General features: G+C 54.8%; 21 protein-coding genes. All 21 read left to right on the top strand.

Annotated elements, in window-relative coordinates; genetic code table 11:
- The first annotated feature begins 24 nt into the window (after nt 1-24).
- The 21 genes from lspA to ABGT73_RS04955 all read left to right on the top strand — a co-directional run bounded on the left by lspA (nt 25) and on the right by ABGT73_RS04955 (nt 23,095).
- Nucleotides 25-534, top strand: coding sequence for a signal peptidase II (gene lspA / locus ABGT73_RS04855; protein ID WP_346668688.1), 510 nt, complete (start codon nt 25-27; stop codon nt 532-534).
- Complete coding sequence (locus tag ABGT73_RS04860; protein WP_346668689.1) at nt 521-1,453, top strand: RluA family pseudouridine synthase; 933 nt, start codon at nt 521-523, stop codon at nt 1,451-1,453. Before lspA ends, ABGT73_RS04860 begins: the two co-directional genes overlap by 14 nt.
- A complete protein-coding gene (locus ABGT73_RS04865) occupies nt 1,450-2,280 on the top strand; it encodes an HAD family hydrolase (RefSeq protein ID WP_346668690.1) in 831 nt (276 codons plus the stop codon). The genes ABGT73_RS04860 and ABGT73_RS04865 overlap by 4 nt, the downstream gene beginning before the upstream one ends.
- Before the next feature lie 24 nt (nt 2,281-2,304).
- Nucleotides 2,305-2,778 (top strand): PTS sugar transporter subunit IIA, encoded by a 474-nt coding sequence (locus ABGT73_RS04870; RefSeq protein WP_346668691.1) that lies wholly within the window; start codon nt 2,305-2,307, stop codon nt 2,776-2,778.
- Between the two features lie 223 nt (nt 2,779-3,001).
- On the top strand, nt 3,002-4,042 hold the full coding sequence (locus tag ABGT73_RS04875) for an ABC transporter substrate-binding protein (RefSeq protein ID WP_346668692.1): 1,041 nt from the start codon (nt 3,002-3,004) through the stop codon (nt 4,040-4,042).
- Between the two features lie 92 nt (nt 4,043-4,134).
- Nucleotides 4,135-5,082, top strand: a complete 948-nt coding sequence (locus ABGT73_RS04880; protein ID WP_346668693.1) for an ABC transporter permease subunit — start codon at nt 4,135-4,137, stop codon at nt 5,080-5,082.
- Nucleotides 5,075-5,869: an ABC transporter ATP-binding protein gene (locus ABGT73_RS04885; RefSeq protein WP_346668694.1), complete on the top strand. Its 795-nt coding sequence runs from the start codon at nt 5,075-5,077 to the stop codon at nt 5,867-5,869. Before ABGT73_RS04880 ends, ABGT73_RS04885 begins: the two co-directional genes overlap by 8 nt.
- Before the next feature lie 252 nt (nt 5,870-6,121).
- Nucleotides 6,122-7,732 carry a GDSL-type esterase/lipase family protein gene (locus ABGT73_RS04890; protein ID WP_346670310.1) on the top strand — a complete coding sequence of 537 codons (1,611 nt, stop codon included), beginning with the start codon at nt 6,122-6,124 and terminating at the stop codon, nt 7,730-7,732.
- 38 nt (nt 7,733-7,770) lie between these two features.
- Nucleotides 7,771-8,520: a YjjG family noncanonical pyrimidine nucleotidase gene (locus tag ABGT73_RS04895; protein WP_346668695.1), complete on the top strand. Its 750-nt coding sequence runs from the start codon at nt 7,771-7,773 to the stop codon at nt 8,518-8,520.
- 91 nt (nt 8,521-8,611) lie between these two features.
- Nucleotides 8,612-10,501 carry an ABC-F family ATP-binding cassette domain-containing protein gene (locus ABGT73_RS04900; protein WP_346668696.1) on the top strand — a complete coding sequence of 630 codons (1,890 nt, stop codon included), beginning with the start codon at nt 8,612-8,614 and terminating at the stop codon, nt 10,499-10,501.
- 128 nt (nt 10,502-10,629) lie between these two features.
- The gene (locus ABGT73_RS04905; RefSeq protein WP_346668697.1) at nt 10,630-11,400 is read left to right on the top strand and encodes a DUF4422 domain-containing protein; all 771 of its coding nucleotides are present in this window, start codon (nt 10,630-10,632) and stop codon (nt 11,398-11,400) included.
- A gap of 4 nt (nt 11,401-11,404) precedes the next feature.
- Nucleotides 11,405-12,286: a glycosyltransferase gene (locus tag ABGT73_RS04910; protein ID WP_346668698.1), complete on the top strand. Its 882-nt coding sequence runs from the start codon at nt 11,405-11,407 to the stop codon at nt 12,284-12,286.
- Nucleotides 12,220-14,037: an HAD family hydrolase gene (locus ABGT73_RS04915; RefSeq protein ID WP_346668699.1), complete on the top strand. Its 1,818-nt coding sequence runs from the start codon at nt 12,220-12,222 to the stop codon at nt 14,035-14,037. Before ABGT73_RS04910 ends, ABGT73_RS04915 begins: the two co-directional genes overlap by 67 nt.
- 20 nt (nt 14,038-14,057) lie before the next feature.
- Nucleotides 14,058-15,071 carry a glycosyltransferase family 2 protein gene (locus ABGT73_RS04920; protein WP_346668700.1) on the top strand — a complete coding sequence of 338 codons (1,014 nt, stop codon included), beginning with the start codon at nt 14,058-14,060 and terminating at the stop codon, nt 15,069-15,071.
- 13 nt (nt 15,072-15,084) lie between these two features.
- The gene (locus ABGT73_RS04925) at nt 15,085-15,924 is read left to right on the top strand and encodes an NAD(P)-dependent oxidoreductase (protein ID WP_346668701.1); all 840 of its coding nucleotides are present in this window, start codon (nt 15,085-15,087) and stop codon (nt 15,922-15,924) included.
- The gene (locus tag ABGT73_RS04930) at nt 15,921-17,861 is read left to right on the top strand and encodes a rhamnan synthesis F family protein (protein WP_346668702.1); all 1,941 of its coding nucleotides are present in this window, start codon (nt 15,921-15,923) and stop codon (nt 17,859-17,861) included. The genes ABGT73_RS04925 and ABGT73_RS04930 overlap by 4 nt, the downstream gene beginning before the upstream one ends.
- A gap of 3 nt (nt 17,862-17,864) precedes the next feature.
- Nucleotides 17,865-19,274: a rhamnan synthesis F family protein gene (locus ABGT73_RS04935; protein WP_346668703.1), complete on the top strand. Its 1,410-nt coding sequence runs from the start codon at nt 17,865-17,867 to the stop codon at nt 19,272-19,274.
- A gap of 31 nt (nt 19,275-19,305) precedes the next feature.
- Nucleotides 19,306-20,295, top strand: a complete 990-nt coding sequence (locus tag ABGT73_RS04940) for an acyltransferase family protein (RefSeq protein WP_346668704.1) — start codon at nt 19,306-19,308, stop codon at nt 20,293-20,295.
- 128 nt (nt 20,296-20,423) lie between these two features.
- Nucleotides 20,424-21,356 (top strand): HPr(Ser) kinase/phosphatase, encoded by a 933-nt coding sequence (hprK, locus tag ABGT73_RS04945; protein ID WP_346668705.1) that lies wholly within the window; start codon nt 20,424-20,426, stop codon nt 21,354-21,356.
- 36 nt (nt 21,357-21,392) lie between these two features.
- Complete coding sequence (locus ABGT73_RS04950; protein ID WP_346668706.1) at nt 21,393-22,142, top strand: phosphatase; 750 nt, start codon at nt 21,393-21,395, stop codon at nt 22,140-22,142.
- Nucleotides 22,139-23,095: an ROK family protein gene (locus tag ABGT73_RS04955; RefSeq protein WP_346668707.1), complete on the top strand. Its 957-nt coding sequence runs from the start codon at nt 22,139-22,141 to the stop codon at nt 23,093-23,095. The genes ABGT73_RS04950 and ABGT73_RS04955 overlap by 4 nt, the downstream gene beginning before the upstream one ends.
- The last annotated feature ends 11 nt before the right edge of the window (nt 23,096-23,106 follow it).

Below are 23,106 nucleotides of genomic sequence, written 5' to 3' on the forward strand. Positions count from 1 at the left end.
TTTTTTGAAATCATGGGGTTTCCGATGCTTATTTCCTTTTTCTCTGTGTTGGCTGCTGCGGTGCTCGTGGTGGCGGATCAACTGATCAAACAGTGGGCCACAGCGGTGCTGAAGCCTATGGGGGCAATCACTGTGATGCCTGGCATTCTGGAATTGCGGTACTATCTCAATGACGGAATGGCATTTTCCATGTTGGCGGGCAAACAGACCTTGCTGATCGGCATGACTTCCATCATGCTGGTGTGCGTTCTTCTGGTACTGCTGTTCCGTAAAATGGGGCCGTGGGAGCGAATTTCCTGGACGCTGATTCTGGGCGGCGGCATCGGGAATCTGATCGACCGCTTTTTCAATGGGGTCGTGGTGGATTATATCAATGTTCTGTTTGTGAACTTTGCCGTTTTCAATTTTGCCGATATCTGCATCACCACGGGTGTGATTTTGCTGATGGCCTGGGTTCTCTATGACTCCTTCCGCAATGAAAAACGGGAGAAGGAAGCAAAACAGCAGGACGGAGCAGCAGATGGAACCGATTGAGATCACGGCAGGGCCGCAGGCGGCAGGACGTCTTGACGCCTGGCTGGCAGGGCAATGCGAGGGAGTGTCCCGCAGTGCTTTGCAGGGCCTGATGGAGCAGAATCTGGTCACAAGGGACGGACAGCCTGTCAACAAAAAGGACAAAGTGTGTCCGGGTTCCGTATACCGGGTTCAGCTGCCGGACCCGCAGCCCATTGAGGCGGTTCCCCAGGATATTCCGCTGTCCATCGTGTACGAGGATGCTGACCTGGTGGTGGTCAATAAGCCCAAGGGCATGGTGGTGCATCCTGCGCCGGGAAATCCGGATGGTACGCTGGTCAACGCGCTGTTGTATCACTGCGCCGGCCAGTTGTCCGGGATAGGCGGTGCCATACGCCCGGGCATCGTGCACCGCATTGACAAGGATACCAGCGGTTTGCTGGTGGTGGCCAAAAATGATGCGGCCCATCAGGCATTGAGCAGCCAGCTGAGCGTGCACAGTATCCACCGCGTTTATCATGCGATTGTGTACGGCAATCTCAAAGAGGACGAGGGCTTTGTGGAAACCTGGCTGGGCCGGGATCCCCGGGACCGTAAGAAGATGGCAGTGGTGCCTGAAAATGCCACCGGAGCAAGATATGCCTATACAGGCTGGCGTGTCCTGGAGAGGTTCGGCAACTTCACCTATATTGCCTGCAAACTGAAAACAGGGCGCACCCATCAGATCCGTGTACATATGGCGTCCATCGGGCATCCCCTTGCGGGGGATGCAGTGTACGGACCGCGCAATTGCATCAAGAGTCTGCAGGGACAGTGTCTGCACGCCAAAGAGTTGGGCTTTGTCCATCCGTCTACAGGAGAATGGATTCAATTTGATTCGCCGCTTCCCCCTTATTTTACGGATTTTCTGAATCGGCTTAGAAAGGAACACCGTGCATGAAATCAGCACTCAGCGATTATCTGGTCATCTGTGATATGGATAATACTCTCCTGACCGCCAAGGAAGGACTTCCTGCCTGCAATAAGACGGTTATTCAGCTGTTTATTGAGATGGGGGGATTGTTTACGGTGGCCACCGGCCGTCCGCCGGAATCGATCCGCGCGGCGCTGGATGGCATTCAGCTTTCTCTGCCAGCCATCTCCTGCAATGGGGCACTGCTCTATGATTTCTCGACGGAATCGGTGCTGCATCGTTCGACGCTGAACCGGGAACAGGCAACGACGGCGATTGCGGATATCCTGCCCAAATTCCCGCACATGGGCGTGGAAGTCATGGCCGGGAACGGTGAAATGTATGTGATCCATGCCAACGAATATACCCATGCGCACCAGGTGGATGAGCATTTGGGCAGCATTGCCTGCCCGATCGAATGTGTGCCGGACGGCTGGGTAAAAGTGGTGTTCGCCTCGGACCCGGAGACCATCCGCAAGCTGGGACAGTATGCCAAGACCAAGTACTATGGCCGGGATAATTATTTCCTGGCAACCAATAACATTTATCTGGAAATCATGCCGGGCGGTGTCAGCAAGGCAACCGGTATGCATGATCTGTGTGCTTTGATGAACCGCTCCCAGAAGAAGACCATTGTGATCGGAGATTATTACAATGATCTGGAACTGATGAAGGCAGCAGGGTATGCCGTGGCAGTGGCCAATGCTCCGGCGGAGGTAAAGGCCACGGCGGATGTTGTGACTACCTGCACCTGCTCTGAGGGTGCGGTCGGCGAGTACTTATATCAGCTGATCCGGAAAGTGACGGATGTTTGAGGTGCCCGCGGAAGGGGAGCAACCATGAAAGTATGCGAACTGATGGACCCCAAGGGGATTCTGCTATATGCCAATATTGACAATGCAGCCGATGCGCTGGGTATTTTGGTAGAACTGCAGGAGGGAATCGGCGTCATTACCAACGGTACCGCCTATTACAATGCCGTGTGTCAACGGGAAAATTTTGGCGGTACGACCGCAATCGGCGAGGGAATTGCACTGCCCCATGCGATCAATGCAGGCGTCTCGGCGCCGGGAATTTCGGCGCTGACGCTGCGGCATGGCGTGGACTGGGGGGCGCCGGACGGCCGCCCGGTTGACCTGTTGTTTATGATCGCGGTGCCGCCGGAACAGGATAGCCTGCATCTGCAGATTCTGGCACGGCTCGTCAATCTGTTGGGGCGCCATGCATTGGTGGATGCTTTGCGTCATGCCAGAGGTCCGGAGCGTTTTCTGGAGCTGCTGCAGAAAGTGGAAAATACCTGCTTTGGCGGTTGAAGCGGGTAAAAAGGCACAGATGAAAGAAGTTTCATCTGTGCTTTTTTGTAAAAATTTACTGTATGCACAGGAGAGACGCAAAATCATACATAAATTTTATGCATATAGACGGTTGCTTTAGCGGGATAAAGTGTGGTATACTTTAAAGCATTAAATCGGAGAAGCGGAGGGAAATACCGGAGAAAAACCGGGCGCTGAACCGATATTGTCTGGAGGAAGAAAAATGAAAAAAGCAGTTTCCTTACTGGCAGCCGCGACAATGGTCATGGGGCTGGCCGGCTGCGGCAGCACGGCTACAACTTCCAGCAGCACTTCGGAAGCGGAGTCGGCTGCCAGCACGTCGGAGGTTGCGGCGTCTTCGGAGGCCGAAGCAACCGGTGCGCAGAGCTATACCATCGGCATTTGCCAGCTTGTCCAGCATGACGCGCTGGATGCCGCTACCCAGGGCTTCAAGGACGCCTTGACCGAAAAACTGGGTGAAGGAAACGTAACCTTTGATGAGCAGAATGCATCCGGTGATACCGCCAACTGCTCCACCATCATCAACGGATTTGTTTCGTCCGGTGTGGATCTGATCCTGGCCAATGCTACGGCTCCGCTGCAGACCGCCACCCAGGCAACTTCGGATATTCCCATTCTGGGTACGTCGGTAACGGACTATGCGACGGCCCTGGATATCAGTGACTGGACTGGTACGGTGGGCGGCAATGTGTCCGGCACTTCGGATCTGGCACCGCTGGATCAGCAGGCGGCTATGATTCAGGAGTTGTTCCCGGATGCCAAGAATGTCGGTCTGCTGTACTGCAGCGCCGAGGCAAACTCGGTATATCAGTGTGACGTGATTGAGGGGTATCTCACGGATGCCGGCTATACGGTCACCCGCTATGCCTTTACCGATACCAACGATGTCACCTCGGTGGCACAGACGGCTGCCGACGCTTCGGATGTGATTTACATCCCCACTGACAATACGGCTGCTTCCAACACTGAAGCAATCGCCAATGTGGTGCTGCCCGCCAAAGTCCCTGTGGTGGCCGGTGAGGAAGGCATCTGCAAGGGCTGCGGTGTGGCGACACTTTCCATCAGCTACTATGATCTGGGCTACCAGACCGGTACGATGGCCTATCAGATCCTGGCGGAGGGCGCGGATATTTCCACCATGCCCATTGAATATGCGCCCAATGTGACCAAGAAGTATAATGCCGCGAACTGTGAGGCACTGGGCATCACGCCTCCGGAAGGATACGAAGCAATCGCTGAGTAAAATCATTCATTATGACAGCGGGAAAAGGGGCCGTACCCTTTCCCCGCTGTTTTGGTGCTTATAATTATGTCTGGATGGAGGATGGATTTCCGATGGAATTTTTGACTTCGCTGCTGAATTCCATGCCCGGTGCTGTGGCACAGGGACTTATTTGGGGAATTATGGCGATCGGCGTATACATTACCTATCGTGTTCTGGATATTGCCGATCTGACGGTGGATGGCTCGCTGGGAACGGGCGGTGCCGTCTGTGTGATTCTGGTGCTGAACGGTGTGCCGGTCGGAGCAGCCCTTGTGGCTGCCACTCTGGCCGGCATGCTGGCGGGACTTGTCACGGGGCTGTTCCATACAGCCTGCGGCATCCCGGCAATTCTCGCTGGTATTCTGACCCAGCTTGCACTTTACTCAGTGAACCTGAGAATCATGGGGACGGGAACCGGGGGCGGTAAGGCCAACCTGCCCATCAGTGTAGACAAATATTCCCTACTGGTGTCGGCGCGGTACGTGCGGGAAAAGGCGCTGAACAATCCATTGCTGACCCTGGTGATCTTCTGCGCGGTGCTGGTGGCTGTCCTGTACTGGTTCTTCGGCACAGAGCTTGGCTGTTCGCTCCGCGCAACCGGCGCCAACCAGAATATGGCCCGTGCACAGGGCATCAACACCAGCTTTGCCAAAGTGCTGGGACTGATGATCTCCAACGGCCTGGTGGCACTGTCCGGTGGTCTGCTTGCCCAGTATCAGGGGTTCTCGGACATCAATATGGGACGCGGTGCCATTGTGATTGGTCTGGCTGCGGTCATCATCGGTGAGGTCATTTTCAGCAAGATTTTCCGCAATTTTGCCCTGAAACTGATTGCAGCCATTATCGGTGCCATTATCTATTACATGGTTATGACTTTCGTTCTGCGGCTGGGCCTGTCCACCGACGACCTCAAATTGCTCACGGCGCTGGTGGTGGCAGTGTTCCTGACGGTGCCGTACTGGAAGAGTCGCTACTTTACGAAGCCGAGCGTCAAGAAGGGAGGAAAAAACAATGCTTGAAATCAAAAATGTTTATAAAACCTTCAACGCCGGCACGGTGAACGAAAAGGTGGCCCTGAACGGCCTGGATCTCAAACTGGAAGACGGAGATTTTGTGACGGTGATTGGCGGCAACGGCGCAGGCAAGTCCACCATGCTGAATGCGGTGGCGGGCGTATGGCCGATCGATATGGGCAAAATCATCATTGACGGAAAAGATGTGACACGCCTTTCGGAGCACCAGCGTGCCAAATACATCGGCCGCGTGTTCCAGGACCCGATGATGGGGACCGCCGCTACCATGGGCATTGATGAAAACCTTGCCCTGGCGGCCCGGCGCGGTATGGCGCGTACCCTTCGCGTGGGGATTACCAAAAAGGAACACGAGGAATATTACAAGCTGCTGCAGACCCTGGAACTGGGCTTGGAGGATCGCATGACCAGCAAAGTGGGACTGCTCTCCGGCGGCCAGCGGCAGGCGGTCACCCTCTTGATGGCGACACTGAAAAAGCCCCGCCTGCTGCTGCTGGACGAACATACGGCGGCACTGGATCCTAAGACGGCCGCCAAAGTGCTGAGCCTGTCGGATAAGATTGTGCATGAAAACCATCTGACCACTTTGATGATCACGCATAATATGAAAGACGCCATTCGTTACGGGAATCGTCTGATCATGATGTACGAGGGCCGTGTGATTTATGATGTGCGCGGTGAGGAAAAGGCAAATCTGAAGGTGAGTGATCTTCTCAAACGGTTTGAGCAGGTCAGTGACGGAGATTTTGCGAACGATCGGATGCTTTTGTCCTGAACTTTTTGAAAAGGGCCGGCTGTTTCAGCCGGCCCTTATCTGTTATAGTTTTGTAATCCGTTACATTTTTGAGAAATCTGTATTCAAAACAAGGTTTTTATGATATAATGGCTATGTTTATACTAGGTGGTGTATGGCTTAGGGCATCCCACATTCTATCCAAGGAGGTCACGGTTACCGATGAGCCGTAAAAAGTCCCATACCGCGTCCGGTCTCAGTCCTATCCAACGCAAAGCGTGTATTGTGTTGGCTGTGTGCATACTGGCTGTGATTGCCAGTTTTGTGGTGGCCTGGATTCTTCCCCAGAGTATTGGCGGAAAGGACGCTTATGATTCGAACCTCTATCCGCTGGATACCAGTTTGGGGGCCATTCTGACAGACAATTCTGCTGATGATTCCTACATCACTTCCAGTCTGTTTGTGGGGGATCGCACGGCCACGTCGCTGCAAAAAGACGGGCGCATTACACTGGATCAGTTTGCCGGGAAAGAGGATCTGAAAATTTCCAATTTCCTGAAGGAAAGCTGTGTGGCGTTTCAGGACGATGCCAACACCTATACGATTCCGCAGGCCATTGCCAAAATGAAGGCACGCCGTGTATATGTTATGATCGGCAGCAATGATGTGGATGGATCTGTGACCGTCGACGAGTTTATGAATGACTATAAGCAGGCAATGCAGAACATCAAAAACTCCTATTCCTATGCTGATCTGATTGCCTGCGCCATTCCGCCGGTTACGCAGGACAGCGAGAATGCCGCACAAACCCAGACTTATATCGATCAGTTTAACCAGTCCATTGCGGCGGCATGCGAGGAAATGGGATACAAGTATCTCAACCTTGCCGAAATTCTGAAAAACGACAAGGGCTATGCCGAGGAAAGCTATGTGGATACCTCTTCGGGTGGCCTGAATGCCGCTGGGGCGAGTGCAGTGCTGGAGTACGTGAAGTCGCATGCCTATCAGACGGATGACACACGCCCGGACACCAATGACATCCCCAAACGGGCGGCGCAGGCCTCCGGCGAAGCCACCAGCAGCGCTTCCCCGACGCCCTCTGCGACGCCGGCAAAATATACCGCCAACTATGTTGTGGAAAATTCTGCAAGGGGCACATTGACGGGCAATGGCAAGACGGGTGTGACCAGCCTGGAAATTCAGGCTGGGTCCGGAGAGCAGATTAGCGTCACGGCTGTGCCTGCCGAAGGATATACCTTCTACAAGTGGAGCGACGGTGTTACCGACGCAACCCGCTACGATGTCATGAAAAAGGACATCTCTGTAACGGCGATGTTCCATGATGCCCGGGTGGAGCTTACGCTGGACCGTGGCGATACGACCATCAAGAAAGGGGAAAGCCTTTCCATCACGGCTACCGTAAAGCTGGGCGGAAAGAGCTATGAAAACAGCAATGTCCAGTGGTCCGTCAACGATGAGCTGCAGCAGAACGGCGGTACCTTCACCTTTACGCCGGGGGATGCCGGCAGCTATGTGGTACGCGCCGGCATTGAAATCAACGGTACCTTCTCCACGGCGCAGATTACTGTGACCGTACAGTCTGATCCGACTGCCATCAGCATCAGCGGCACCAGCACCATCACCGCGGGCGGCAGCACCACGCTGAACGCCAGCGTGCAGAACAAGCAGGGGGACGTGAACTGGACCTGTGATGAGACCTCCTGGAAGGCAACCGGTGATCAGGTGACGTTTACGGCCAATCAGGAGGGAACCTACCATATCCGTGCCACCAACAATGGCGCAGAGGCGGTGTTTGAACTGCGTGTGTCCGCGGCTCCTACGCCGACGCCCACACAAGCGCCCACCCCGACGCCCACGCCGCCAGCGGAAACAGCAACGCAGTAAACCCGAAATGCCTTTGAACGTAAGGAAAGGAAAGCAAGATGGCCATTTATACGTGTGTTCTTCTGGACGTGGATAATACGCTTCTGGATTTTGATGCGGCAGAGCGTCAGGCTGTGACCGATATGCTGGCGGAGTATGAACTGCCCCATGACGGACAGGCGTATGAGGTGTATCACAAGGTAAATCGGGAACTCTGGGATGCCCTGGCCAAGGGAAAACTCAACAAGACAAAACTGTTCCAGATTCGGTTCCAGCGCTTTATGCAGGCCATGGAGCTGCCGGACAATGGCAAAAGCCATGCCATGAATGACCGCTATGAAGAACTGCTGGCCACCCACGCGGATCTGATTCCCGGAGCGCTGAATGCTTTGGAGGAATTGGGAGAGGTGGCGACGCTGGCAACCGTTTCCAATGGTGCGCTGGCCGTACAGCAGGCACGGATCCGGGATTCCGGTGTGGAGCGGTACATGGACGGCATTTACATTTCCGAAAAAGTGGGCGCGGCCAAACCGGCGGCGAAGCTGTTTGAACATGTGCTGAAGGACCTGGGGATCAGCAATCGAAGCCGTGTGCTTATGGTGGGTGATGATCTGCTGGCGGATATCAAGGGCGGTCAAAATGCCGGGCTGGATACCTGTTGGGTCAATTTCAGAAATGAGGAAAATAAAACGGATATTCATCCGAAATATGAGGTTCACTCCTATGAGGAACTGTATAAGATCGTGATGGAACCGGAAGAACTGGAAAATATTGGCGTGCGCAACCGCCGCCACAGCAACGAAGCCTGAATACGCTTGCGAAGCGGCTCGGGCCAAGTGCCGCTGCTTTGCAAACAAGGCAGCGGCATCTTTTGAGAAGAGGGGAACAGGGAAAACCGTTATGCTGCTGGAACTGCAAGAATTGGGAAAAAGTTTTGGCGAACATGAAGTTCTGGAAAATGTCAATGCCAGTGTGGAGCGCGGCGACAGGATCGGAATCATTGGCGCCAACGGAACGGGTAAGACGACGCTTCTTCGGATTCTGTACGGGGAAACCTTGCCGGATGCGGGAACGGCCGCGTTTGGCAATGGCGTGACTTGCGGATATCTGGAGCAGAACGCCCACTTGGATCCAAACCTGGATGTGTACGGAACGATGCGTCTGGCCTTTACGCCGGCCCTGGAAGCCATGCAGAAGCTGGAGACGCTGCAGAAAAAATTGGCACAGGAACCGGAAAATACGCAGGTCCAGGAAGAAATCAATCATTGTAACGCAGTGGTTGACGCCATGGATGCTTACCAGATGGACACCCAGATCAAGAAAGTCCTCAACGGTATGGGATTCCCTTCCGAAACCTGGGAAAAACCGGCAGGTGTGCTTTCCGGCGGTGAACAGACGCGTCTGCGCCTGGCAAGACTGTTGCTGGAGCGCCCGGACCTGCTGATTCTGGACGAGCCCACCAACCATCTGGACATTGAGACAATGGATTGGCTGGAAGAATATCTTAAGGCCTACCGGGGGGCGGTCCTGGTAGTCAGCCATGACCGGTATTTCCTTGACGCAGTCTGTACAAAGATCTGGGAACTGCGGGGCAAAACCATTCAGACCTACCGGGGCAATTATTCTTCCTATCTGCCGCAGCGTCAGGCGGCGGACGAGCGTCAGCAGAAAATGCACGACGCAGCGGTGGAAAAGGCGGCCAAATTGCAGGAGTATATCGACCGCAATCTGGTACGCGCCTCCACGACCAAGATGGCCCAGAGCCGCCGGAAGCAGCTGGAAAAACTGGAAATTGTGGATGCACCCACCGCGGAAGCGTGGGAGCTGAATTTTAGGTTCGAGTACGACATTGAACCCTATGGCGAATTGGTCATCATGAAGAATCTGACCGTTCGGATCGGAGAACGGTCGTTGATCGATGGACTGGATTACACGGTTCATCGCGGTGATAAGCTGATCATTGCAGGACCGAACGGCACAGGCAAATCCACGCTGCTGCAGGTTCTGGACGGAAAACGGCGCCCTTCCGGCGGCATGGTCCGAATGGGGAGCGGAGCCAAACCGGGCATCTTTACCCAGCAACAGGCGCGCCGTGCAGGCCGGGTCATTGATGCTATCTGGAATCAGTATCCGCGTTTTACAGAGCTGGAAGTTCGCAGCCATCTGGCCCGGTTCGGATATCGGGGCGAGGATGTGTTCAAAGACTGTGCACAGCTGTCTGGCGGAGAACTGGCTCGCCTGCGTTTTGCGGAACTGGCGCTGGAACGCCCCAATCTTATGTTTCTGGATGAGCCCACCAACCATCTGGACATCTACATGCGGGAAAGTTTGACCCAGGCCCTGTCGGCATATACAGGTACCTTGTTGCTGGTAACCCATGACCGGTATCTGATGCAGACGCTTGGTTGCCCGATTCTGTACCTGGAAAATGGCAAGGCTACCTTCTATCGTGATTTTGCAGCGTTCAGAAACCGCAACGCCGGCCCTGTCCCGGAGAAGGAGAAGGCGGCAGAACCTGTCAAGCGCCAGGCCTATGGAAAAGAGCAGCGCAAACGCCGCGCAGAGGTGCGGGCCCGCTTGAAAGCGGTGGAGACGGAAATCGAGGATCTGGGCGCCCATATTGTGGAACTGGAGAATGAAATCAACGATCCACAGGTTTTGCGGGATCATTTGCTGCTGCGCGACAAGTGCGATGAGCTGGATGATACACGTTTCCACCAGCAGGAACTCTATGACGAATGGGAAAAGCTGGCGGAGGAACAGGAACAACTGGAAGCAGACGATGAGTAAGGCGGTTACCGTTCTGTAACTTGTATTCTGATAAAAACGCGTTATACTAAATCTTATGTATGGATAAAGAAAAATGTGTGTGTGCCCGGGTCACACGCACATTGCTGTAACGAGGCGGGGAGACCACTTTGCAAACGACCATTATTATTGCCACGCATAAACCGTATTGGGTGCCGGACGATCCCATGTATCTTCCGGTACAGATGGGGCATGCAATTCATCCGGCGATTGGCTATATCGGGGATGATACCGGCGAAAATATTTCGGAGCGGAACGCGAATTTCTGCGAACTGACGGGCCTGTACTGGGCTGCTCATAACATTGATTCCGATTACATTGGAATCGTGCATTACCGTCGTTATTTCGGAAGCCGCAAGAAGTGTATCTTTGCCCCCAAAAAAGAGCGTGTCATCGGTCATGAAGAGCTGGGCACGATTCTGGCCACCACCAACGTGGTTCTGCCGAAGGAACGGCACTATTTTATCGAGACCAATTATACCCAGTATATTCATGCCCACCACAAACAGGATCTGACAGTTACCCGTTCCATTATTGAGCGCAAATGCCCGGAATATCTTCCTGCGTACGACTTGTATATGTCGAAAACCCACGGGCACCATTTCAATATGTTCGTGATGAAGCGGGAACTGCTGTGCCATTACTGCACATGGCTGTTTGACATCCTGTTTGAACTGGAACGGGAACTGGATATGACAGGGTATTCCGACAATGACCGGCGCGTGTTCGGCTTTGTGAGTGAGCGTTTGCTGGATGCCTGGCTGATGACGAATAACATTAGTTATGAAGAACTGGATGTTGTATATATGGAACACCAAAACTGGCTGCACAAGGGCGGTGCGTTTTTGAAGCGCAAGTTCTTCCCCAATAACCATGAATAAGCCGATGCGTTTGGCTGCGGTGGTCGTGACCTACAACCGCGTGGCGCTGCTGCAGCAATGTCTGCGGGCGTTGGAAGAGCAGACCATGCCTCTGACGGCAATCTGGGTCATTGACAACGCCAGTACGGACGGTACGGCGGATACTGTGAGTGCCATGGGGCTGGAAAACCTGATTTATCGGAATACGGGACGGAACCTGGGCGGTGCCGGCGGGTTTGCTTATGGAATCAGGGAAGCAGCAGAGGCGGGATATGACGCGTTATGGGTGATGGATGACGACACCATCCCGGAAAGAGCGGCCCTGGAATGTCTGGTGCAAGCGGACGAAAACCTCCAGGGCGATTATGGCTGGTTGTCCAGCCGGGCGTTGGCGCCTGATGGCACCGATCAGCCCATGAACCGCCAGCGGGCCACGCCCTACCGGGATATCCCCGATTACGAGGAAACCGAGATTCCAGCGGTCATGGCAAGTTTTGTTTCGCTGTTTTTGCCGGTTGAGTCGGTACGCCGGTACGGTTTGCCGATTGCGGAATTCTTTATCTGGTCGGACGACTGGGAATACACGCGGCGTATTTCGAGAGAAAAGCTGTGTTATGTTGTACCGGAAAGTCGTGTGGTCCATGCGATGCAGAATCCGGGAACTGTCAATATCGCCACAGATGTGCCCACGCGGTGGGAGAGATATCATTACTTTTACCGCAATGATGTGGTGCTGTACCGCCGGGAAGGCCTGATTGGATGGCTCTGGCTGCTGGCAAAGGATCTGTGGCACACGGTGCAGGTGATCCAGGACCCGCGGGGACAGCGCAGAGCGAGAATTTGTACGATCTGGAAGGGCTTTTGGGAAGGAATGCATTTTTTCCCGGAGACCAAGTATTTGTCATGAAGGATATTGCCAAGACAATCATTCGTCTGGCAGCCCCCTATGAAGCGGTGGCGTTTGACGTTTTTGATACGCTTTTGAAGCGGGATGTGGGAAAACCTGCGGATTTGTTTTTGCAGGGAGGGCTGCCGTTTGCCCGCAAACGTGTGGAGGCTGAAGCGCAGGTGCGCGCAGCAGAAAGACGGGAAGTAACGCTGGCCGAGATCTATGCCCGGCCCGAGCTGTGTGGCTTTGATCCGGCGCAGGAATGTTCTTGGGAATTGCAGGCTGTCATAGCCAACCGTCCCGTATTGGAAGCGGTACGGGCTCTGCATGGGAAGGGGAAAAGGCTCTACTTTATTTCCGATATGTATCTTCCGCAGGAACAGATCCATGCCATGCTGGAACGCTGCGGATACGATATGCTGGACGGAGGCTTTGTGTCCTGCTCCTATGGCGTACAGAAGCGAAGCGGCGCGTTGTTCCAGCGCTTCCTCCGGGATACGGGATTCAAACGCCGGCAGGTCCTGTTTGTAGGGGACAGCTGGCGTGCGGATGTGCTGGGCGCTGCACTGGCCGGCATCCGAGCATGGCATCTGCCCGCACCTCAGGCGGTGCAGGGAACGGTGAAAGCACAGGACGCAGTGTCCGGAGCCTTGCGGGCTTTTGTACAGAATCGATTGTCAGGGACGCCGTATGGAGGCAGCGCACTGGGATTTTCAGTGCTGGGACCGCTTCTGGTGGCCTTTTGCCGATGGATTCATACCTGCCGGCAGCTACATACCGGGGGGCGCCTGTTCTTTCTGGCGCGGGACATGTATCTGACGCGCGAAATCTATGCGCTTTTATACCCGGAAGAAGAAACTTTCTACCTGGAAGTGTCACGGCGCAGTCTGTGCCCGGCCCTGCTGGCCCAAAAGAAATATGAGCTGGTGATTTCTGCCTTGCCAAGGCAGATTCTGACCGGCAGTCAAGTTGCAGAGTATTGCGGCGCCATATGTCCAGATGAATGGACTGAAAAAAAGCTGGATCTGAAAACGCAGGACCAGGAAGATACCATCCGTACGTTCTTGGAAGAGCTGCAGCCTTCCGGAGACGTACAGGCGGTATCCGGGTATCTTACAAACTGCGGCTTGCAGCAGGGAGATATTCTGGTAGATATCGGAAGCGGCGGCACCACGCAGATGCTCCTTGAAGCTTTGTGCAAAATCCGTCTGTATGGCCTGCAGCTTTCGGAAGATGAAAGACTTCGTATGCGCTTCTCCGAAGAACAGACTAAGGTGTTTCTCTCGTTGAGCGGACGGGAAGCTGGTCTGTATTGGGCCGGACAGCCGATTCTGGAACGGATGATTTCCCAGGAAATCGGTCCGTCCACAGGCTATATCCGTACACAGGAAGGGGTTACGGTAATCCATCCTTCCCAGAAAAAAGAACCGGTGATCCTGCAAATGCAGCAGGGAGCACTTGCTTTCGCTCGCGAATGGCAGCAAAGTGTGCTGAAAGAGTGGGATTTGACTCCCAGCCTTGCCATAGAACCTTTTTTGCAGCTCGTGGCTGCACCGGGCAAAGATCAGCTGGCCCTTTTGGGTGACCTGTCTGTGGAGGATGGCGGCGTTTATCCGCTGGCTGCTCCCAAACACCTGGTATGGTATCTGCTCCATCCGAGGGAACTTAAAAAGGATTTCTCTCTGGCGCGCTGGAAAATCGGCTTCCTGGCAAGACTGCTGCGCCTGCCGCTGCCGTACGACCGTCTGTATCTGGCTTTGAAAAAATAACAGAAAGGAGCAATCGCTGCGTGTCAATTCGGGTCAGCATTATCATTCCCATCTATAACGCCGCATCCACGCTGCAGGCGGCGGTTGATTCTCTGTTAAGGCAGGATTTGGCGGAAGTGGAATTCCTGCTGGTGGATGATGGCTCCACAGACGAAACGCCGGAGGTCTGCCACCGGCTGGCGTCGCAGGATTCCCGCGTTCAGGTCGTTACCCAGAAAAATGCAGGAATCTGCGCGGCCAGAAACCGCGGGTTGAGTGTGGCCCGCGGGGAATATATTGCATTCTGTGACGATGATGACGAATTCCTGCCGGGCGCGCTTCGGCTTTTGTATGAGACGGCGGAGCGGGAACAGGCGGATATCGTGCGGGGAAATTATCAGTTGTTCCGGGAACAGCCGGACGGCAATTTCCAGGAGCAGCGCCATGCTGAGGGACGGTACTGCCGTATGTGGGAAGACGGCTATGCAGCCTTTTTACAAAACAGTGGTCCCCAATTTGTCTGGAATGCCTTGTATAAAAGGTCGGTATTACAGAACCGGAAGTTCGACGAGCGCTGCCGTTACGGTCTGGAAGATTTTGTCTTCAATGCGGCACTGTATGCCGGAACGGACAAGGCCGTGTATATGCCGGATGCGGTGTACTGCCACTACGAACGGGCACAAAGCACGTCGTTATGTCAGTCTTCCCGTGCGCTGCAGGGCAGGATTGTCGCGCTGGACCTCTGGATGGGGGCAGAATATGCGGCGGTACAGAGCCGCTGTTCCGAAAAGGAATCCCGCCGCCTGTGGCCGCTGCGCAAGGCGGAAGCCATCACGTTTTTGATGCATCAACTGCGGGATGCCAGAGCGCCGGCCGCGCTGCGGCGGTACGCCTGGAAGACGCTGCGCGGGGTCTTGGCTGCGTATCCGAGCCGGACACTTGACTTTTGGCAGGGTACAGGGCAAAATAAGAAGAAAACAGCAGCATTGCTGCTCTATCAGCTGCGCATGCAGCGTTTGTATGACCTGCTCACGGGAGAGCAGCGCGGAAAATAAGCGAGGAATTGCCATGAAAACGATTTTGGTGACGGGTGCAGCCGGTTATATCGGGCGGCACGTAGTAAAAAATGCGTTGGATCGCGGGTACAGGGTTATCGCCTCGGACTTCTCGTTCAAGGGGTTGGATGACCGGGTGGAATTCTGCGATGTTCCCATTTTCAGCGGGGACCGGGATATCTACCGCCAGATGGGCAGCCCGGATGTATGTATTCATCTTGCCTGGAAGGACGGGTTCCGGCACAATTCCTCGGCCCATATGAGGGATCTGTCTTCCCATGTGGTCTTTTTGAATCACTTGGTGGAAGGCGGACTGAAGGCACTGAGCGTGATGGGAACCATGCATGAAGTGGGCTATTGGGAAGGTCCCATCAACGAAAGCACGCCCTGTAAGCCGCAGAGCCAGTATGGCATTGCGAAAAATGCCCTGCGGCAGAGTCTGATGCTGTCCATGGCGGACAGTCCGTGCAAACTCCATTGGCTGCGCGCTTACTACATTACCGGTGATGAGGCGCACGGCAGTTCCATCTTTGCCAAACTGGCGCAGGCGGAGGAGGAAGGGAAAAAGACCTTCCCGTTCACCAGCGGTAAGAATCTCTATGATTTTATTGATGTGGAAGAACTGGCGAATATGATCGTTGCGGCCAGCGTACAGACCGAGATCAACGGTATCATCAACGTCTGCACCGGTAAGCCTCAATCGCTGGCTGACCGTGTGGAGGGCTTCCTGAAGGAAAAGCACTATAAGATCAAACTGGATTATGGCGCCTTCCCGGACCGTCCTTACGACAGCCCGGGTGTCTGGGGCGATGCCACCAAGATCAATCAAATTCTGGAAAAGGAACGGACATGAAAAGACTGGGCATTTTCTTCTTCTATGAGAAAAACGGAGATGTGGATGATTTTATCTCCTATTACCTGGCAGATCTGGCAAAAAATCTGAGCGAACTCATCGTGGTCTGCAACGGAAAACTCTCTGAGCAGGGCCGGCAGGCTTTCCAGAAATTCACCGATCAGATTCTTGTGCGGGAAAACAAGGGGCTGGATGTCTGGGCCTATAAAACGGCGCTGGATCACTATGGCTGGGAACGGCTTTCGGAATTTGACGAGATCGTGATGACCAATTCCACGCTGATGGGACCGGTGCGTCCGCTGCAGGAAATGTTTGACACGATGGCGCAGAATGAGGATCTGGACTTCTGGGGTCTGACCATGCACCATGGGGCCAAGACGAACCCGTTCAAGGGCAAGCATCTGTATCGGTATCTGCCGGAACATATTCAGTCCCATTTTATCGTCTACCGGAAGCGTTTTGTCCAGAGTGCAGAACTGCAGGCTTACTGGAACGAGATGCCCATGATCGAAAGCTATACCGATTCGGTACAGCGCTATGAGGCTGTCTTTACCAAGCAGTTTGCGGACCGCGGCTTCAAATGGGATGTGTATGTCAAGACGGAGGACCTGAAAGAGTTCACCGACTATCCGTTGCTGGTGTGCCCTGTACGGCTGCTTCGGGATAAGAAATGCCCGCTCTTCAAGCGCCGCAGCTTTATGCATACCCTGGAAGCGTACCTCAATGATACGGCAGGGGAACCGGCGCAGGAACTGTATGAATATCTGCGGGATGAAACGGATTATCCCATGGATCTCATCTGGAAAAATATGATCCGGACCATGCATCCCCATGAATTCACCCGCAATCTGGGGCTTACACGGATCATCCAGCCGGTTGTCCAAAATCCGAAACTGGCGGAAGAACTCTGCGGCAAGCGGCGGATTGCCCTGGCCATGCATCTGTATTTTATGGATCTGCTGGACCAGAGTGTGGCGTTTGCGGCCAAATTCCCGCCGCAGACGGATGTTTTCATCTCTACGAACAGTGAAGAGAAGAAAACGCAGATTGAGCAGGCATTTGCGGAAGCAAAGCTGCACAGTGTGACGGTGGTGGTTGTGGAAAACCGCGGCCGGGATGTGGCGGCTTTCCTGTGTGATCTGGCGCCCTATCTGCAGGGGTATGACTATGCCTGCTTCATGCATGATAAAAAGGCCATCCAGACCAAGCCGGGCAGTGTGGGTGCCAGCTTCGGCTATGTTTGCAATGAAAATGTCTGCAAAAACGCAGCCCATGTACTCAATGTACTGTGTGAGTTTGAAAACGATCCTTACCTGGGAATTCTCTGCCCGCCCTATCCGACACATGGGCTGTATTTCATGAATATGTGCTCCGGCGGCTGGGGACCGAATTTTGAAAATACCAAAAAACTTCTTAAGGAATTGGGCTTGGATGTCCCGATTTCGGGGGAAGAGTCGCCCATTGCACCTTTTGGCAGTGTATTCTGGTTCCGTCCCAAAGCGCTTCAGCCGCTGTTTGCACATGGCTGGCAGCACACCGATTTCCCGCCGGAGCCGCTGCCTCAGGATGGAACGATCAGCCATGCCATTGAGCGAATCTATCCCTTTGTGGCACAGGCCGCCGGTTACTATCCGGCCGTGGTGATGAGCCAATCCTTTGCGGTGCTGCGCAATGATACTATGCAGGCCTATGCCAATGGGCTGATCCGGCCGCTGGCCCGGGTGTTTGACTGTACCACTTTCTGGGCGGCTTCTACGGCGGCCGTTGCCTTTGCGGCAAAGCGGCATCTGTTCGGTGTTTACGGTCCCTATGCCAATTCGCGTCGGCGCCATGCCCGGAACTGGCTGCGGGATAACCTGCCGGAGCCGGCTTACAAGGGAATCATGGCCACCAAGCGTGCCGTGTTTGGGCCGCGGCACGGTCCCTATGAGGATTGATTCATGAAGCGGCTGGTGATTTATTTCCACTATGATGCGCAGGGCTTGCTGGACGGGCCCTGCCGTTTTGCGATTTCGGCGCTTCGTCAGGATGCGGATGTGGTACTGGTCACCAACGGTACCCTGGACGCAGAGAGCCGTGCATGGACCGAACGGGAGAAGCTGCTACTGATCGAACGTGAGAACGTCGGGTTTGACGTGGGAGCGTATCAGCAGGCACTTTTGTCTCTGGGACGGGATGCAGTGTGCCGCTATACGGAACTGATCCTGATGAATTATACCCTGGCCGGTCCTGTGAGCCCGCTGGCGACTATGTGGGAAACCATGGAACGGCGCGAAGAACTGGATTTCTGGGGCCTTACGCGGCATTATGCCATGCAGAGCCGCCGTTTTGGCGGTGCTGTGCCGGAGCACCTGCAATCCCATTTTCTGGCCATCCGGGGGAAAATGCTGGCTTCAGAGGATTTCTGGGCGTACTGGCAGAAGATGAAACTGCCTCACAGTTACGAAGAATCGGTAATTTCTCATGAAACCCGCTTTACGCGCTATTTTGCCCAAAAGGGATACAAGTGGGACAGTTACGTTCAGACGGAGGACCTTAAAGGCATTTTTATCAATCCCATTATGGCCTGCCCGAAGGAATTGCTGGCCGAACGGCATTGCCCGTTTTTTAAGCGCCGCAGTTTCTTCACATCGTATCGGGATGAATTGCGGCGAACGGATGGGAATGCCGCGGCAGAATTGTATGCCTATCTGCGGCAGGCTGCATCCTACCCGGTGGACGATCTGGTCCGTTCGTTGCTTCGCACACAGCCGCTCTCCGCATTGGCCCAGAATCTGCACTGGCACTATGTGGTGGCGGAACATTGCGGCGGGCGGGATGTCTCTTTACAGGAGGCAGGCCTTCGCCTGGTTCGTTTTGCCGTCAGGGGCGAGGATCCTGTAACGGACTGGTATTTGCGGAAGAGTGTGCAGGACGCGGAAAAGATGCTGGGGCAGGCTTTGGCTCTGTTTGAAGAGAATCCGCTGCTGGGAGTGCTGAGCCCGGCTCTGCCGTTGTGGCCGGAAGCGCAGCGGGCAGCGCGAAAGCATTGGCAGGAAGTCGGCACACGGCTGGCAGGAAAAAGTTCGATGCCGGTCAACGATGACCCGCCGCCGGCGCCGCTCGCAGGCTGGGCGCTGGTCCGTATGGCAGCTTTCCCGCAGGGCGTCCCCACAGTGGAGCAAAAAAATGACCTTTGGCTTCTGCCCTTGACGGCACAGCAAAACGGGTATTACAGTGCCACTTTTGAGAGTGCAAATCAGGCGGCCGCCCGTGCGGGGTACAGTGATGTCTATGTGCAGGCGTCGGCGGAGCCGGCGGCGGTGGCCAAACAACTGGGACGTTTGATCAAGCACAAGCTGAAAGGCTGAAAAGGGGAGTCGGATCATAAAAAAGCAACGATTGTTCTATCTGGACTTTATCCGCGCGGTGGCGCTGGCTTCCATTCTGGTGATTCATTTCAATGCCACCGTGACGGGGTACTTTACATTGCCCCATAAGCTGTTTGCCAGCGTGCTGCCCTTTGGTATCTACCTGGGAGATTTCGGATCCTCTCTTTTCTTCCTTGTATCGGGTGCGGCTCTGGCGCTTACTGTGCCGGAAAACCAGAACCCGGTCACCTTCTACAAGAAAAGGGCGAAAGCAATTTATCCGCTGTTCTGGCTGGCCTGGGTGATCTTCTTCTCCTGGCGGTTTCTGGAAAATCCCGGGTACTATGCGGCGGCAAAATCGCCGACGCTGCTGCTGACGGTGCTGGGACTGGATAATTTCGCCGTGGCGGCCGGATGGGTCGGCACGGACTTCGCCTGCGTAGGTGAATGGTTCCTGGGAAGCATTCTTTTCTTGTACCTGCTGTTTCCTCTGCTGCATCGGGGCCTTCGGAAAAATCCCTGGGTCACATGGATTGTGAGCATCCCTGTGTGCCTTGTCATTCATCTGGCAGGGTGGGATGCGCATCTCGTGGCCATTCATATTCTGGAATTCCTGTTCGGTATGCAGTATCTGCGTATGGGGAGCAAAAGCAAGGTGGGAATTGCCGCAGTTTGCGCTGTGGGAACCTTCTTCCTGGCGTCCTTTGACAGCAAAATAACCTGTGTGCTGTTCAGCGTGGTGGTGTTTACGGTGCTGGCAGGCGTTTCCCGCTTCCTGGCCTTTGGCTGGATGCGCGTGCTTTGCGCCAGGCTGGCCAAGCTTTCCTATGCGGTCTTTTTGGTACACCATGTTCTGATCCAGCGTATGGTAGTACCGTTTGATCTGGCATCCTTGAGCCGACGGGATACGGCCTTTTTGTTCGCAATTTATCTGGTCCTGGTTTTCGCTGCAGCGGAAGCATTGCTTTGGCTGCACGGATGGCTGCAAAAGGAGATAGCGGTGCTGCGTACCGCATGCTAATCGTGTGTCCCTGCTGCTCTGCGGCGGGGACTTTTTTGCTGGGAAGACGGGATGACCTCTGTACAAAAATCGGACAGTACGGTATAATAAGATTACTATTGAATACCTCACGAAAGGGGCGTTTGAATGTGGCTGAATTCTCTGTATCCCTGGAAAAATTGGCGGAAGAAGCAAATCTGACAGTGGCTTACACTCCCTGTGAGCTGGATAAAGTCAAGGTTACGGCAACTGAGGTATATCGGCCCGGCATACTGCTGGCCGGTTACTACGAAAACTTTGATAATACCCGTGTCCAGATCATCGGGCTGACAGAGATGTCCTATCTGGAGGAACTGTCCGCTTCGCTGCGCAATATGCGGCTGGAAAAACTGTTCTCCTTTCAGCCGCCGGCTGTGATTCTGACACGCAATATGCAGCCGCTCTCCGAGATGATGCAGTATGCCAAGCAGTATGGCGTTCCGCTTCTGATGTCTACCGAAATGACCTCGGCACTGATGGGTGTGCTGATCACGACGCTGAACACCGAACTGGCACCGCGCATTACCCGGCATGGCGTCCTCGTGGAAGTGTATGGCGAAGGCATCCTGATTCTCGGCGACTCCGGCGTGGGGAAGAGCGAAACGGCCATCGAGCTGGTCAAGCGCGGTCACCGTCTGATTGCAGACGATGCGGTGGAACTGCGCAGGGTATCCTACCGGAGCATTCTGGGAACGGCCCCGGCCAATATCCGGCACTTCATTGAATTGCGCGGAATCGGTATTATCAACGTTGCCCATGTGTTCGGCATCGGATCTGTGCGCAGCAGCGTGGAAGTGGAGATGGTCGTGCAGCTGGAGCCCTGGGACCGCACCAAAAACTATGACCGCACCGGACTGGACACCGAATATTACGATATTCTGGGCGTGAAGGTCCCCAGTATGCTGATCCCTGTCATGCCGGGCCGGAATCTGGCGGTAATTATCGAGACGGCGGCCATCAATAACCGTACCAAGGAAATGGGCTACAACGCGGCCAAGGAACTGCTGGCACAACTGGGCCTGCAGGATGATATTTCTTTGTGACGCAGCAATAAACGGGAAAAGAGAGATACCAAATACATGCAAATGATTGCAGACCTGCACACGCATACGCTGTGTGCAACCCATGCTTTTCAGACTTTGAACGAGATGACAATTGCGGCAAAACAGACAGGCTATTGTGCCATGGCCATTACGGACCATGCACCGGCCATGCCGGATGCGCCGCATATATGGCATTTTTCCAATGGAGGCGCGCTGCCCCGGGAAATGAACGGCGTTGTCATGCTGTACGGCGCCGAGGCCAACGTGATGGACACGAAAGGCGGGCTGGACCTTCCGCAGGGACTTCTCTCGGTGCAGGACTGGGTGGTGGCATCCATACACAGTCCCTGTATGCCGGGTGTCCTGACACGCAAGGAGGCTGACCGGCTCTGGCTGGGGGTGGCGGAAAACCCCTATGTGGACTGTATCGGACATTCCGAACAGGAAAACTATCGGTACGACTATGACGTGGTCACGAAAGCGTTTGCCAGAAACCACAAAGTGGTGGAACTGAACGGCGGATCCTTTGCTGTCCGGAAAGACGGTATCCCTAACATGCGTTCGCTTCTGATTGCCTGCATGGAAAATGGCTGTCACATTGCGGTGGACAGCGATGCCCACAGTGCCTGGCGCCTGCAGAATGCCATGCCGCCGCTGTACAGCATGCTGGCGGAACTCTCCTTCCCGCAGGAACTGATTGTCAATGCAACGCGGGAAAATCTGGTACAGGAACTCAAACTGCATGGTCGTCGCTGTGCAGAAGAAATAGGAGGAATTCTACTATGAGCAAATATACCATCGGAATTGATCTGGGCGGTACCACCATGACGGCCGGCCTTGTGAATGAAAACTATGAGATCGTCGGTAAAATCACCCGGGCCACGCGGCTGCCCCGCCCGGCCGAGGACCTGGAAAAAGCGCTGGCGGATCTTTGCCGTGCGGTGGCCAAGGAGAATAACATTCCTTTCTCGGACGTACAATATGTGGGAATCGGCACGCCGGGCAGCGTGAATTTTACCACGGGTTTTGTGGGATATAATACCAACTTCGGCTACTACGACTGGAACCTCGGCCCCGATATGGAAAAACTTCTCGGGTGCAAGGTGTACGTGGAGAATGATGCCAATGCGGCAGCCTTCGGCGAGTACATTGCGGGCGGCGCCAAAGGCTACAAGGATGCGGTGGTCATCACGCTGGGCACCGGCATTGGCAGCGGCATCATTCTGGGCGGCAAGATCGTCCGCGGCTTCAACTTTGCCGCTGGTGAGATGGGCCATACGGTGATCGTCAAGGGCGGACGCAAGTGCAACTGCGGCCGCTGCGGCTGCTGGGAGCGTTATGCATCGGCCCGGGCCCTGACGGAGGATACCAAGGCGGCCATGCAGGAGCACAGCGATACCCTGATGTGGAAACTTGTGCCGGATCTGAACCACGTGAACGCAAAGACTTCTTTCGATGCCATGGCCCAGGGCGATGAACTGGCCAAGCAGGTGGTCTACAACTGGATGGAGTACGTTGCCTGCGGCCTAGCCAACGTGGTGAATACGTTCGAGCCGGAAGTGATCTGTGTGGGCGGCGGCGTTTCCAACCAGGGCGAGACGCTGCTGGGACCCGTACGCGCTTATGTGGAAAAGGAAACCCACGATATCACCGGCGGCCGTGTACCCGAGATCCGCGCCTGTGAACTGCGCAATGATGCCGGCGTGATTGGCGCAGCTGCGCTGGAGGTATCCATCTGAATACCATTGAC

The sequence above is a fragment of the uncultured Subdoligranulum sp. genome (genome assembly GCF_963931595.1).
Classification (GTDB): Bacteria; Bacillota; Clostridia; order Oscillospirales; family Ruminococcaceae; genus Gemmiger.